Consider the following 14,485-nt stretch of genomic DNA (forward strand, 5'->3'; position numbering starts at 1 on the left):
GCTCTAACCTACTTGGACACATTTCAAGCCGCTTTTTTCAATTCAGCCATCTTTTGAGCAGGTGTTAAATACCCAATCGCTGAATGAATCCTTTTGTAATTATACAAGTAGATATAACCCTCTACATTTTGCACGACTTCACTATGATTTGCAAAACTTTGATAATTTAATCTCTCAGTCTTCAGACTTCTAAAGAAACGCTCCATGACCGCATTATCCCAACAATTACCTCGCCTGCTCATGCTTTGAGTAATGTTGTTCTTGTTGCAATAATCAATAAAAACTTTAGAAGAGTATTGAGTCCCTTGATCAGAGTGGAACATGTGTTTATTTGTATTGGGCTGGTGTCTAGACACAGCATTACTAAGCGCATCCTTTGCCAACTGAGCATTAGGCTGTTTTGACAATGCCCAACCAACAACTTGTCTTGAGCCTAAATCCAACACACTGGCTAAATAACTCCCACCTTGATAGGTTTTGATATAGGTAATATCACCAACCCAATGCGTATTAATTGATTGCTGCTCAAACACACGATTTAATAGGTTTTTTGCCTTTTTAAACATCAATCTAGTATTAGGGTAATAATGACGCTTTCTTGGGCGTATGGCAACTACATTGGCTTTTTTCATTAGCGTTGCAGTTTGGTAAATACCAATGTTATAACCTTGGTTATTCAAAACTACTCGCATTCTGCGTTTGCCATAGGTGTATCCAACTTCAATAGCAGTTTGTTTGATTAATTTAATCATAGCGTTGGTGTTGTTGTTTACTCGCTTATCTTTGACTTGATAGTAATAACTACTGCGAGGAAGTTTGAGTAATGCTCATAATTCTTTAGTATTGTATTGTTGGCAAGCCTTGTTTATCTTGATAATCATATCACTTGGTGATTGTCCACAGCGAACAAGGCTGTTGCCTTTTTTAAGATTTCATTGTCCCTTTGTGCGCGCCAAAGTTGTTTCTCAAGCAGTTGTATTGTTTGTTGTTCAGAAGTCAGCGCTTTGCCTGACTCTGGTGTTTGTCCACCAAGCTCTGCTAGGTATTGTTTTCTCCATCTGCTAACTGCTGAGGAGCAAGCTCCTGATATTATCATGATTTTTTTTATTGGTGTAATTCTCATGCACCATGAGTTTGGCATAATCTAGTGTTCCCCCCTCAAGGGGGTATTGAACAGAATGTTCAACGGTAAAAGTCACTCGTTGTTTTCTTGATTTATATTGTGTCATTACTGACCTCCTTATGGTTTGTATTATAAGGCTATCTTTGTGTCCAATAAAATTAGACTATTGCAAATACCAGCAACACCCAATATCAAAGAAAAAGCCCCTAGTGGCATAAACATACTTTCGTGTAGCCAGCCTTGGGTGTCTATATATTGGTAAAAAGTATTTTCAAGAAAAAGAAAAACAGAACCCAAAAGTAGTAAAAATAAAGAAATTTTTAAGACTTTATTTTTAAATGGTATTTTTTTAACGTTGTAAATCAGTTGTTAAATGTGGATGAATGGTTTTTAAAATGGCCTTAAAAACTTGGTCATTACCAGCCACCACGTTGCCTGTTTCTAGGTATTTATCTCGTCCTGAAAAGTCACCTACAAAACCACCCGCTTCTTTGACTAAAAGCACACCCGCAGCAATATCCCAAATATTAAGCTCAATTTCCCAAAAGCCATCCACCCGACCTGCAGCCAAATAAGCCAAATCAAGTGCGGCAGAGCCAGCACGGCGAATGCCAGCAACTTTTGGGTGAATGGCTTTAAACATATTTAAATAAGCATCTAAATGTTGTGGCGCTTTGAATGGAAAGCCTGTGCCGATTAGTGTATTTTCAAAACCATTGGTATGAGTGGTGCGAATTCTTTGTTCATTTAAATAAGCACCTTCGCCTTTAGAGGCAGTAAATAACTCCTCTTTAAAGGGGTCGTATACTACGGCGTGTGTTGGCTCATTATTTTCATACAAGGCAATGGATACTGCATATTGCGGAAAGCCATGTAAGTAGTTAGTGGTGCCGTCTAGTGGGTCAATAATCCATTGAAAACGACTGTCGCCTAAAATTTCACCATTTTCTTCACCCAGTATTGAATGATTGGGAAAGACGTATTTCAACTCGTCTATAATGGCATCTTCAGCGGCTTTGTCCACTTCGGAAACAAAGTCATTAGTTGCTTTATTTTCAATCGTTAAAATATCAATTTGGTTGTGATATCTTAAGATGATGTCGCCAGCTTTTCGAGCGGCTTTAACGGCAATATTGAGCGTAGGATGCATAACAGAAGACAAAATGAAAAAAGAAACAGATTATACCTTTGATAACGTACGTGTGGTTATGGTTAATACTACCGAGCCTGGTAATATCGGTGCGGCAGCCCGTGCGATGAAAAATATGAGTCTGCTGCGTTTGTATTTGGTTAATCCAAAAGGTTATCCATCGGCTGCAGCCACTGCTAGAGCTAGTGGTGCAGATGATGTACTGTCAAATGCTGTAGTTTGTGAGTCTTTAGAAGAGGCTTTGAAAGGTGTGCATTTAGTGATTGGTGCTAGTGCACGTCAGCGCAATATTAAATGGCGGCAAATGGATGTCGTGGGTGCTTGCAGTGAAATTCAAAAAACCATTATGGTTGAAAGCCAAAAGGTTGCAGTGATATTTGGTACGGAAAGAGCAGGATTGACCAATGAGGAGTTAGACTTGTGTCAAATACTCATGACCATTCCTGGCAACCCTAATTATTTTTCTTTAAATGTTGCCTCAGCTATTCAGGTATTTGCCTATCAAAATTACGTTTACAACACCACAACTAAATTTGAAAAAAGTGCTAATAAATTAGCCAACTTTGACGAATTAGAAAGTTTTTACACGCACCTTGCTCAAGTGTTAGAACACATTGAATATTTTGAGGATAAGCGCCCCAAAGCTTTGCTAATGCGTCGCTTACGTCGTTTTTTTACCAGAGCGGCGCCTGAAAAAGAAGAAGTGGCAATTTTTAGAGGTATTCTTAGAAACATTAAGCCTTTTAAAAAACCATAAAAAGCCCGAAATCGGGCTTTTTATGGTTTTTTAAAAACTGATTAATTAATCAGTTTATTCATACGCTTTACGAATTCAGCCGGGTCTTTAAGTTGCCCGCCTTCTGATAAAACGGCTTGGTCAAATAAAACCTTTACCAAGTCTTCATCAATTTTGGTTTTAAGTTTTTTAACCAATGGGTGGGTTGGGTTGATTTCAAGAATTGGCTTGGTGTCTGGCACATCTTGACCTAAGGATTTCATGATTCTTTCCATGTTGCCACCCATTTCATTTTCATCAGCCACCAAACAAGAAGGGGACTCGCTAAGACGAGAAGACACTTTAATTTCTTTAACCTGAGCATCAAGAATTTTTTGCATTTTTTCGATGACTTTTTCAAAGTTTTTAGCAACTTTTTCTTTGGCTTTCTTTTCTTCTTTAGAATCAAGATCTTCTAAATCGCCTTTAGCAATTGATTTCAGTGGAATACCGTCAAATTCTCCAAAATTACTCACCATCCACTCATCAACACGGTCAGATAGTAGTAGCACTTCAATATTTTTTTGGTTGAAAATTTCTAAATGTGGTGAACCCTTGGCAGCTTCATAAGTTTCAGCAGTGATGTAATAAATGGCTTTTTGGTCTTTTTGCATACTTTTTACGTAGCATTCAAGCGTTGCTGTTTGTGTGGCATTTTCACTTTTATTAGTGGTAAAGCGTAAAAGTTTTGCAATTTTGTCTTTGTTGGCAAAGTCTTCAACCACTCCTTCTTTCATTACCATGCCAAATTCTTGCCAAAATTTTGCATAATCTTTGGGTTTATTTTTAGCCATTTTTTCTAATTCTTTTAAAACTCTACTAACTGAGGCTTTGCGGATAGTATCAACCACTTTGTTGCCTTGTAAAATTTCGCGAGAAACATTTAATGGTAAATCAGCTGTGTCAATCACACCTTTAACAAAGCGCAAATACAAAGGCATTAGGGCTTCATTATCTTCCATAATAAACACACGTTTAGCATAGAGCTTAATACCACCTTTGCGCTTAGGTTCCCACATATCATAAGGCGCTTTTGATGGGATGAATAACAATGAGGTGTAGTCTAGATTACCTTCAACTCTATTGTGCAATTGAGTTAGCGGTGCTTCAAAGTCATAAGTAAGTGACTTATAAAACTCATCATAATCTTTTTGCTTAAGGTTGCGTTTATCTTGAGTCCAAAAAGCATTGGCTTTATTGATGCGTTCATATTCAATATCTTTGCCATCCTCTCTGGCTTTAATCATCATAATTGGCACGGTGATGTGGTCTGAGTATTTTGAAACAATGCCACGCAAGCGATAATCATCTAAAAATTCTTTTTCATCTTTTTTGATGTGTAAGGTTACTGTCGTGCCAAAATTTGGACAATCAACACTTTCTATTGAGTATTTTCCCTTGCCAGTAGAGGTCCATTTTGCACCTTTTTTACCTTTACTGCCAGCTTTTCTAGTAATTAGTTCAACTTTATCAGCAACAATAAAGCTAGAATAAAATCCCACGCCAAATTGGCCAATTAAGTTAGTGTCTTGTGCTTGTTTTTCATCTAAGCTTTTTAAGAACTTCTTAGTGCCAGAATTAGCAATGGTGCCGATGTTCTTATTAACTTCTGCTTCAGTCATGCCTATACCATTGTCAGTAATGGTAATTGTGCTGGCATCTTTATTCACATCAATGTGAATTTGCAACTCTTCTTTACCCTCAATCAAAGTATCATCTGATAAGGATTTGAATTTTAATTTATCAACTGCATCAGAGGCGTTAGAAACTAACTCACGTAAGAAAATCTCTTTGTTTGAATACAAAGAGTGAATCATCAAATCTAATAGTTGCGAGACTTCCGTTTGAAAAGTGTGCGTTTGTTTTTCTGCCATTTTTTTTTATTCCTGTTTTGTGCGTAAAATGTATCAATATGGGTGAATTACAAAAAAACAAGGGTTATTTTGCATAAACAAATTACTAATTTTATTCAGTATTTGAAAGTTGAGCGTCATTACGCCATTAATACGCAGCAGGCTTATAAGCGTGATCTTGAGAAGTTGTTAGTATTTGTACATAAGAAAAGTCTTGAGCAGTGGTCAAATCTTACCAGTGATCATCTTAATTTGTTTGTGATGGAGATGCGTCATCAAGACATTAGTGCCCGCACTATCCGCAGGAATTTGTCCTCAATTCGTGGATTTTTAGCCTATCTTGTTAATCATGAGCAGTTGAGTAATAATTGCGCCATTCATTTACAATGCCCAAAAATTGATCAAAACTTGCCCAATATACTTAATTATGACAACATACTACTTATGCTCAAGCCTAGATCAAACACTTGGCTTGAATTAAGAGATGTGGCAATGGTTGAGGTGATGTACTCTTGCGGTCTTAGAGTGTCTGAATTGGTTGCTTTAAATGTTAATGACGTGGATTTAAATCAAGGATTTTTGCGCGTGGTTGGAAAAGGCGCTAAAGTTAGGTATACGCCAGTTGGTAAGGCGGCTCAGCAGGCAATTAGTCGTTTGTTGAATCGCTCAAATCATGCGTTATTTGTGAATAAAAAGCAGCAAAGAATAAGCATAAGAGCTGTGCAAAATATGGTCAAAAAACGTGCACTAGAGGCTGGTATTAAAGTTAATGTGTATCCACATATGTTACGCCATGCAGCAGCAACTCACTTTTTACAATCCAGTCATGATTTACGTTCTACTCAAGAATTTTTAGGGCATTCCAGTATTAAATCTACCCAAGTCTATACCCATCTTGATTTTTTAGAACTATCCAAAGTGTATGACCAGTGCCATCCAAGGGCTAAAAAATCATGAATTTTCAGACCAGATTTGCAGTATCTTGTTTAAAAACAGGTGGTGTGATTAGTAATCCTACTGATACCATCCAGGGGTTGACTTGCTTGCCAAAATTTGAGTCTTCCATAGCTAAAATACTGCAACTTAAACGCCGTTCAAGCGCTAAAGGTTTAATACTACTAGCCAGTGATGTACGTTATTTTATTGATTATGTTGAGGATGCTTCTTTGTTGGGTAATATAACAATGGGTACTCAGCCAACTACTTATTTACTCAAGGCGAATGAGCGGGCTTCTAAATTATTAACAGGTGGTTTTGATACAATTGCACTTAGATTGACCAATAATCAACTCATTACTAATTTATGTGTAGCCACTAATAGTGGCTTGGTTTCAAGTAGCGCCAACATTACAAGTAAACGCAGTGCAACAAGTATACTGGATTTAAAAAAATTCTTTAGCGATAAATTAGATTTTATTATCTCGCCAAAAACTTATAATACCCAAGCATCAAAAATTATTAATTTGCAAACTGGAGAGAAAATTAGGTGATTGAACAAATTAAAAAATATTTATTAATGTTGCAAGCTGATATTTGTGAACAACTTGAGCAAGTAGATGGCAAGGCTGAGTTTATTAAAGACGCTTGGAAAAAGCCAAGTAAGACAGGCAATGGATTAACCCGAGTGCTAAGTAATGGCGCTGTGTTCGAACAAGCGGGTGTTAATTTTTCAATCGTCCATGGTGATGATATGCCGGCCTCAGCCACCGCATTAAGACCAGAGTTAGCAGGGCGACGTTTTGCCGCTTTAGGTGTATCATTAGTGATTCATCCACACAACCCTTATGTACCAACTTCGCACGCCAATGTTCGATTTTTTATCGCCGAAAAAGAAGGCGAGACACCTATTTGGTGGTTTGGCGGTGGCTTTGATTTAACGCCGTATTATGGTTTTGACGAAGATGCCATTTTTTGGCATCAGTCAGCTAAACAAGCGTGCGACCCATTTGGTGAAGAGGTCTATCCAAAGTACAAAAAATGGTGCGATGATTATTTTTATTTAAAGCATAGGAGTGAGCAACGTGGCATTGGCGGTTTGTTTTTTGATGACCTTAATGAAGGTGGTTTTGATGAGTGCTTTGCTTTTATGAAAAGTGTAGGTGATGGCTATATTAAAGCTTATCGCCCCATTGTTGAACGTAGAAAGGACACGCCTTATACAGACCATGAAAGGCAATTTCAGCTTTATCGTCGAGGGCGTTATGTTGAATTTAATCTAGTTTATGATCGGGGTACTTTATTTGGCTTGCAAACAGGGGGTCATAGTGAATCAATTTTGATGTCGTTACCACCATTGGTACGCTGGGAGTATCGATACGAGCCAGAGCCGGGTAGCGAAGAAGCAAGGTTATACACACGTTTTATTCAACCTCAAGATTGGATTAACATCTCTCAAGAGGGTGTGAAATAAAGTGAAACATAATCTTGATGTTAAGCGCTTGTTGTGCCCTATGCCAGTGATTCGCTTAGGCGAGATGATTGAAAAAATTAAAAGTAATGACACGATTGAAATGCTTGCCACCGACCCTGGTGTATTACATGACATACCTGCTTGGTGTAAAGTACATGGGCATAGAGTGATTTCGATTAATGAAAAAACCGATGAGATTATTCTACTTGTAGAGAAAATAGGGTAGAATTGTCCGCTGTTTTTATAAAAAATAAAACCAACAAAGAACAATGCTTGCAACGGCGCAGGCTATTTTGACAAAGACTGTCAGCAAATATAAATAGTCAAAAAAGGAGAAAGCATGTCTGTTAAAAATGTAATGAAAATGATTGAAGACAATGAAGTGAAATTCATTGATTTTCGTTTTACTGATACCATTGGTAAAGAACACCACGTGAGCGTTCCAGCACACGCTGTTAATGCTGAAAAATTAGAAGATGGTCAGATGTTTGATGGCTCATCAATTGCTGGTTGGAAGCCTATTAATGAATCTGACATGATTATGATGCCAGACACAACAACAGCGGTAATGGACCCATTTACTGAAGAATCCACGCTTAATATCACTTGTGATATTATCGAGTCAAATGATATGAAGGGCTATGAAAAAGACCCTCGTTCTATCGCAAAAAGAGCTGAAGCTTATTTAAGTGAAACTGGCATTGGTGATACTGTATATTTTGGTAACGAGCCAGAGTTTTTTGTTTTTGACAGTGTTAAGTGGGATACAGGCTTCGGTTTGGGTAAGGCATTTTATGAGATTCACTCTGAAGAAGCAGATTGGGAGTCAGGCTCTGATTTAGAGGGTGGCAATAAAGGACACCGTCCTAGAATTAAAGGTGGTTATTTCCCAGTCCCACCAGTAGATTCATTGCATGATTTGCGTTCGCAAATGTGTTTAGCAATCGAAGAAATGGGTGTTACTACCGAGGTTCATCACCACGAAGTTGGCACTGCTGGACAGTGTGAAATTGGCGCACTGTTTAACACATTAGTGAAAAAAGCTGATGAGACTCAAATCTTAAAATATTGTGTACATAATGTTGCGCATGCTTATGGTAAAACAGCAACGTTTATGCCTAAGCCAATTGCCGTTGATAATGGCAATGGCATGCACGTTCATCAGTCAGTTTTCAAAAATGGTAAGAATTTATTTGATGGTGATGAATATGGCAATTTAAGCAAAACAGCACTGTACTATATTGGTGGTATTGTCAAGCACGCTCAAGCACTTAATGCCTTTACTAATGCTTCTACCAACTCGTATAAGCGTTTAGTACCAGGCTTTGAAGCGCCAGAAATGCTGGCATATTCAGCTAAAAATCGCTCCGCTGCTATTCGTATTCCTTTTGTGTCCAATCCAAAAGGTCGTCGTATTGAAGTGCGTTTTCCAGATCCAACAGCCAATCCATATCTTGCATTTGCAGCAATGTTAATGGCAGGTCTTGATGGTATTAAGAACAAGATTGATCCAGGAAAACCAGGTGATGAAGACTTGTACGAATTAACAGAAAAAGAAAAAGCCTCTATCCCTAAAGTGTGTAGTTCATTAGATCAAGCACTTGAAGCACTGAATAAAGACCGTAAGTTTTTAACACAAGGTGGCGTATTCACTGATAATGTGATTGATTCATTCATTGAGTTAAAAATGACAGAAGTGACTGCACTACGTGCTTCTCCTCATCCGGTAGAGTTTGACATGTATTACAGTGTGTAAAATTTAAAATAACGATAAAAAAGTAAGCTTGTCTTTATAAATTATTATTTTAAGTGAAATTGTTTTTCTTTTCAGAAACCTTTTAATTCTTTTATTAGTTTAAAGTAGTGCAATGCTCTAACCTACTTGGACACATTTCAAGCCGCTTTTTTCAATTCAGCCATCTTTTGAGCAGGTGTTAAATACCCAAAAATTAGAGCATTGCAGTATGGTATGTGCTATTTCAGGTTGTTGTGGGTAATTCGCTAACTTTAGAGACTCGTGAGGTGTTCTATACTCCAGCTCATTATACGGGTTTGTGGGATATGCGATTAAATCTTAGGAAATCTGAGAGTTTAATTACTAAACAACAGAAACAACAGAACAAGCAACACTCATCGATTCGTTATATTGTTGAGCGAACCTTTGGTTTGCTCAAGCTTCATCATGGTTTAGGCAAGGTAAGATACCTTGGTTTAGAAAGAAATAAAACCAGGGCTCAGTTAATTGCCATGAGTCACAACTTGAAAGACTGGCATGAATATATTCAAACGAATGCAAAGCCTGAGGGGTTGTTGTGTTTAAAGGTTGGAATGGTGTAAAAAATAAGAAAAATAAATGCTAAAAGCATCTATTTAAAAGGTGGTTTGTTAGATTTTTATGCAAAGATGAGAAAATCTGGTAAATTTTTTAGAAAAAATAAAAAGAATGGAATTTTGGAGAGGGAATTATGAATTACGCAAAGGTCTCTCTTTATTTTTCATGCCAATAGATAAGGAGCTCAAGTTTACTCGAAGAGAGGCTAATAAACTATTTGGATGGGCATCTAGTAATGAAAACCTAAAATTTATCAAAATATGATTGGAGGCGGGGCAGGTGTTGGTAATGAGTGGTCTGTAGAATTGGCATTGATAGAGGCATCTGGTAATTTTAAAAATCCAGAAATTATCAAAACATTACTAAAAGCAGGTGCAACTGTAAACAAAATGCAAAAGAGAAGTATTCTTGGAAAAATATTAAATGGTAAAAGCTATGTTGCTTTAAGTAAAGAGAAACAACAAATTTATGATTTGATTAAAAATCAAAAAGCTACTCATTAAAATAAGGTAATTGGTTTTTATTAAACTATGAAAAGCCGTGCAATTGCACGGCTTCTTTGTTGTATAAGGCGGTAAAATATCGACAACAAATTTACATTAAACCCATTATGGCAGAATTAAGAAACGATTGGACTCTAAAAGAGGTTGAGGCATTATTTGTATTACCTTTTAATGATTTATTATTTCAAGCACACAGTATTCATAGACAGAATTTTGACCCTAATCAGGTTCAAGTTAGTTCATTGTTAAATATCAAAACTGGTGCGTGTCCAGAAGATTGTTCATATTGTTCACAAAGTTCTAAATACGACACAGGGCTTGAGCGTGAAAAATTAATGGAGGTTGATTTGGTGCTTCAACAAGCCAAACAGGCGCAAGACAAGGGTGCAACGCGGTTTTGTATGGGCGCTGCATGGCGCAATCCTACTGATAAGAGTCTAGATAAAGTCATCCCCATGATTCAAGGTGTGAAAGCCATGGGCATGGAAACATGCGTAACCTTGGGTATGTTGACCCAGGAACAAGCATTTACCTTAAAAGAAGCGGGTCTAGATTATTATAATCATAATATTGACACTTCAAAAGAGCACTACTCAAATGTGGTTACTACGCGTAATTTTCAAGATCGTTTAAACACTTTAGAATCAGTACAAAATGCCGATATTCATGTTTGTAGTGGTGGCATTTTAGGCTTGGGCGAAAATCAGACTGATCGCGCCTCTATGCTTAGGTCATTGTCTAGTTTAAAATCACATCCAGATAGTGTGCCACTTAACTTATTAGTACCCATCCCAGGCACGCCATTTGAAAACATTGAGCCACCAACTGAAAGTGAGTTTATACGTACCATTGCAGTAGCACGCATCATGATGCCAAAATCAGTTGTACGCTTATCAGCAGGACGCACTGAAATGGGCGAGGCTATGCAAGCGCTTTGTTTTTTTGCAGGGGCTAATTCTATCTTTTATGGCGAGCAATTACTCACCACTGATAATCCAAACACAAGCAGCGACCAAGATTTGTTTGCAAGGCTAGGGATTAATCAAAAGCAAGCAGATAATCTACAATCTGTTTAGCCGCATTGGGTTTGGTAAGTTTGAGCGCATTAGTAGACATTTGTTTAATTTGATTTTTGTTAATATTGAGTAAGGTTTTTTCTAACAGTTCAATCGTTAAATTTTTTTGTTCAATCAATATGCCAGCGTTGCTATCTGCCAAAATCTTGGCATTATACAATTGATGATTGTCAATGGCATGAGGCAGGGGGATCAAAATACTAGGCGTGGCTGATAGCATCAATTCTGAAACTGTCATTGCGCCCGCTCTACAAAGCACAATATCTGCCCAAGCATAGGCACTTGCCATGTCTTTAATAAATGCAGTAACTTTCACAGTATTGTTTTTGTATTGGGCTTTAACTGCATCAAAATGCAGCCCTCCTGTTTGATGCCAAATATTAATATCAATATTGAGTTGTACGGTGATATCGTTAATAGGCTTTGAGCCTAAAGAGCCGCCGATGATTAATAAGTTTAATTTATTGTTATTATTTTGTCTTTCAACAGGATTGAACGCGACAGGATTGCCAGAAGTGGTGGCATTTTTAATAAAAGTATCATTAAATGCTTGAAAGGTTTTTGTGGCTATTTTATTGAGTATTTTATTGGTTGTACCTGGTATAGAGTTCTGTTCATGAATCACCAGTGGTACTCTAAAAATACAAGCCACCAAACCGCCAATGCCAGAGGCAAAGCCACCCATGCCAAGTACAATATCTGGTTTAAACTTTAGAAAAATACCCATCACTTGCAGCGTTGCATAACTAAGTAAAAAAGGCGCTTTTATCAGGCTAACAATACTTTTACCACGCAAGCCAACACTATTCACTGTGTGTAGTTTGATGTTGTGTTTAGGCACAATTTCATTTTCCATACCAGTATTTGAGCCTAACCATTGAATATGAGTTGAATGATTTTTAAGTTCGTTAACAATAGCAAGTGCAGGAAATATATGCCCACCAGTTCCACCAGCCATAATGAGAATTTTTTTAGACATAATGTTTTTGTTTAGAATATTCACAACGATTTTCCATATCAATTCTGAGTAATATAGCCAGTGATATCAGTGCAAATATCATACTTGAACCGCCATAACTAATCAGTGGCAAGGTAAAGCCCTTGGGTGGAATTAAGCCAAGATTCATGGCAATATTAACGCTAAATTGCATGCTCAGCCAAGTACAAATACCAAAACCAACATAGGAACTGTATTTGCGATTATTTTTAAGGGCGTCTTTGGCAATTTTAAAACCTTTAAGAATAATATAAGCAAAGGTAAACAATACAAACAACATACCAACAATACCTGTTTCTTCGCCAATAATAGCAAAAATCATATCGGTATGTGGCTCTGGTAGTTTTGTGTATTTTTGAATACCATTACCCAATCCAACGCCAGTCCAATCACCTCTAGCGATACCGATTAATGCTTGTTTGGTTTGCCATACTTTTTCAGATTCGTTAAGCCATAAATCTTCTCGCCAAAAGGAAGTTAGCCTTTCAACTCGATTGGGAATTTGGAAAAGAATGACAATAAAAACAGCAACAACGCTTGCACCAACTATGAACAATTGCTTTAAGTAAACACCAGCAGTTAGCAGCATGGCAAAAGCAGTTGCGGAAATAATAAAGGTCGCGCCAATATCTGGCTCTAGTAATAACAAAAAACTTGATGCACCAATGATAATAAGCGTTTTAATAAAGCCCATATAAGGCTTTCTTAGATCCTTTTCCTGCCTAACCAAAAAGCCCGCCATGAATAGAATCATCACCAATTTCATCATTTCAGAAGGCTGAAATTTAAACAACACAAAGTTAATCCAACGCGTTGAGCCTTTAACGGTTTTGCCAATAGGCTCTGGTAAAAACACCAGCGCTAAGCATATCAAAGTAATAATAAAAAATAATTTAGAATGATTTTTGTAAAAATATAAGGGGACTTTAAGCACAGTGTAACCAAGGCTCAAGCCTAGGATAATAAAAACAGTTTGTTTTATAAAAAAACCGTAACTACTAAAATGTCCAAGCGAGGCAGAAAAAGACAATATCCAGCCAAAGGTCAACAGTGTCAAAATCGCAAAAAGTAGATTTTTATCAGGCAGTTGACCAGTTTTTTCGATGCAATGCTCTAACCTACTTGGACACATTTCAAGCCGCTTTTTTCAATTCAGCCATCTTTTGAGCAGGTGTTAAATACCCAATCGCTGAATGAATCCTTTTGTAATTATACAAGTAGATATAACCCTCTACATTTTGCACGACTTCACTATGATTTGCAAAACTTTGATAATTTAATCTCTCAGTCTTCAGACTTCTAAAGAAACGCTCCATGACCGCATTATCCCAACAATTACCTCGCCTGCTCATGCTTTGAGTAATGTTGTTCTTGTTGCAATAATCAATAAAAACTTTAGAAGAGTATTGAGTCCCTTGATCAGAGTGGAACATGTGTTTATTTGTATTGGGCTGGTGTCTAGACACAGCATTACTAAGCGCATCCTTTGCCAACTGAGCATTAGGCTGTTTTGACAATGCCCAACCAACAACTTGTCTTGAGCCTAAATCCAACACACTGGCTAAATAACTCCCACCTTGATAGGTTTTGATATAGGTAATATCACCAACCCAATGCGTATTAATTGATTGCTGCTCAAACACACGATTTAATAGGTTTTTTGCCTTTTTAAACATCAATCTAGTATTAGGGTAATAATGACGCTTTCTTGGGCGTATGGCAACTACATTGGCTTTTTTCATTAGCGTTGCAGTTTGGTAAATACCAATGTTATAACCTTGGTTATTCAAAACTACTCGCATTCTGCGTTTGCCATAGGTGTATCCAACTTCAATAGCAGTTTGTTTGATTAATTTAATCATAGCGTTGGTGTTGTTGTTTACTCGCTTATCTTTGACTTGATAGTAATAACTACTGTGAGGAAGTTTGAGTAATGCTCATAATTCTTTAGTATTGTATTGTTGGCAAGCCTTGTTTATCTTGATAATCATATCACTTGGTGATTGTCCACAGCGAACAAGGCTGTTGCCTTTTTTAAGATTTCATTGTCCCTTTGTGCGCGCCAAAGTTGTTTCTCAAGCAGTTGTATTGTTTGTTGTTCAGAAGTCAGCGCTTTGCCTGACTCTGGTGTTTGTCCACCAAGCTCTGCTAGGTATTGTTTTCTCCATCTGCTAACTGCTGAGGAGCAAGCTCCTGATATTATCATGATTTTTTTTATTGGTGTAATTCTCATGCACCATGAGTTTGGCATAATCTAGTGTTCCCC

At 37.3% G+C, this 14,485-nt stretch carries 14 protein-coding genes and 2 pseudogenes; 9 read left to right on the forward strand and 7 right to left on the reverse strand.

All coding sequences use genetic code 11. From position 1 onward, the window contains the following. Positions 1–23: 23 nt before the first annotated feature. The 3 genes and pseudogenes from CVFO_RS03720 to CVFO_RS03730 form a co-directional block, all read right to left on the reverse strand. Positions 24–1,130 (reverse strand): annotated as a pseudogene (locus CVFO_RS03720) (IS3 family transposase). 122 nt (positions 1,131–1,252) lie between these two features. Continuing rightward, positions 1,253–1,489: a DUF3955 domain-containing protein gene (locus tag CVFO_RS03725; RefSeq protein ID WP_342591033.1), complete on the reverse strand. Its 237-nt coding sequence runs from the start codon at positions 1,487–1,489 to the stop codon at positions 1,253–1,255. After that, positions 1,473–2,273, reverse strand: a complete 801-nt coding sequence (locus CVFO_RS03730) for an inositol monophosphatase family protein (RefSeq protein ID WP_201340239.1) — start codon at positions 2,271–2,273, stop codon at positions 1,473–1,475. The genes CVFO_RS03725 and CVFO_RS03730 overlap by 17 nt, the downstream gene beginning before the upstream one ends. A 13-nt stretch (positions 2,274–2,286) precedes the next feature. Between CVFO_RS03730 and CVFO_RS03735 the strand changes: the two genes are divergently transcribed. Continuing rightward, complete coding sequence (locus CVFO_RS03735) at positions 2,287–3,030, forward strand: RNA methyltransferase (RefSeq protein ID WP_201340240.1); 744 nt, start codon at positions 2,287–2,289, stop codon at positions 3,028–3,030. A 41-nt stretch (positions 3,031–3,071) separates the two neighbouring features. Here the strand turns inward: CVFO_RS03735 and htpG are convergent, their stop codons facing one another. Next, complete coding sequence (gene htpG / locus CVFO_RS03740) at positions 3,072–4,922, reverse strand: molecular chaperone HtpG (protein ID WP_201340241.1); 1,851 nt, start codon at positions 4,920–4,922, stop codon at positions 3,072–3,074. 69 nt (positions 4,923–4,991) lie between these two features. On the opposite strand from htpG, the gene CVFO_RS03745 reads away from it, so the two are divergent. The 8 genes from CVFO_RS03745 (at position 4,992) to bioB (ending at position 11,222) form a co-directional block, all read left to right on the forward strand. Then, positions 4,992–5,858, forward strand: a complete 867-nt coding sequence (locus tag CVFO_RS03745) for a tyrosine recombinase XerC (RefSeq protein WP_225879321.1) — start codon at positions 4,992–4,994, stop codon at positions 5,856–5,858. Next, positions 5,855–6,391, forward strand: a complete 537-nt coding sequence (locus tag CVFO_RS03750; protein WP_201340242.1) for an L-threonylcarbamoyladenylate synthase — start codon at positions 5,855–5,857, stop codon at positions 6,389–6,391. The genes CVFO_RS03745 and CVFO_RS03750 overlap by 4 nt, the downstream gene beginning before the upstream one ends. Further along, entirely contained in the window at positions 6,388–7,311 is a 924-nt protein-coding gene (hemF, locus tag CVFO_RS03755; RefSeq protein ID WP_201340243.1) for an oxygen-dependent coproporphyrinogen oxidase, read from the forward strand. The genes CVFO_RS03750 and hemF overlap by 4 nt, the downstream gene beginning before the upstream one ends. A gap of 1 nt (position 7,312) precedes the next feature. Beyond that, positions 7,313–7,537 (forward strand): sulfurtransferase TusA family protein, encoded by a 225-nt coding sequence (locus CVFO_RS03760; RefSeq protein WP_201340244.1) that lies wholly within the window; start codon positions 7,313–7,315, stop codon positions 7,535–7,537. 114 nt (positions 7,538–7,651) lie between these two features. After that, entirely contained in the window at positions 7,652–9,067 is a 1,416-nt protein-coding gene (gene glnA, locus CVFO_RS03765) for a type I glutamate--ammonia ligase (RefSeq protein WP_201340245.1), read from the forward strand. Between the two features lie 215 nt (positions 9,068–9,282). Beyond that, positions 9,283–9,648, forward strand: coding sequence for a transposase (locus CVFO_RS03770; protein ID WP_201339660.1), 366 nt, complete (start codon positions 9,283–9,285; stop codon positions 9,646–9,648). Between the two features lie 255 nt (positions 9,649–9,903). After that, on the forward strand, positions 9,904–10,146 hold the full coding sequence (locus tag CVFO_RS03775) for a hypothetical protein (protein ID WP_201340246.1): 243 nt from the start codon (positions 9,904–9,906) through the stop codon (positions 10,144–10,146). 107 nt (positions 10,147–10,253) lie between these two features. Further along, positions 10,254–11,222, forward strand: a complete 969-nt coding sequence (gene bioB, locus CVFO_RS03780; RefSeq protein ID WP_201340247.1) for a biotin synthase BioB — start codon at positions 10,254–10,256, stop codon at positions 11,220–11,222. Here the strand turns inward: bioB and murG are convergent. The 3 genes and pseudogenes from murG to CVFO_RS03795 form a co-directional block, all read right to left on the reverse strand. Next, the gene (gene murG / locus CVFO_RS03785) at positions 11,185–12,201 is read right to left on the reverse strand and encodes an undecaprenyldiphospho-muramoylpentapeptide beta-N-acetylglucosaminyltransferase (RefSeq protein WP_201340248.1); all 1,017 of its coding nucleotides are present in this window, start codon (positions 12,199–12,201) and stop codon (positions 11,185–11,187) included. The two genes, bioB and murG, sit on opposite strands and share 38 nt — an antisense overlap. Continuing rightward, positions 12,194–13,351, reverse strand: a complete 1,158-nt coding sequence (gene ftsW / locus CVFO_RS03790) for a putative lipid II flippase FtsW (protein WP_201340249.1) — start codon at positions 13,349–13,351, stop codon at positions 12,194–12,196. The genes murG and ftsW overlap by 8 nt, the downstream gene beginning before the upstream one ends. Before the next feature lies 1 nt (position 13,352). Next, positions 13,353–14,459 (reverse strand): annotated as a pseudogene (locus CVFO_RS03795) (IS3 family transposase). Positions 14,460–14,485 lie beyond the last annotated feature (26 nt).

The sequence above is a fragment of the Isorropodon fossajaponicum endosymbiont JTNG4 genome (assembly GCF_016592615.1).
In the GTDB taxonomy this organism is placed as follows: domain Bacteria; phylum Pseudomonadota; class Gammaproteobacteria; order PS1; family Pseudothioglobaceae; genus Ruthia.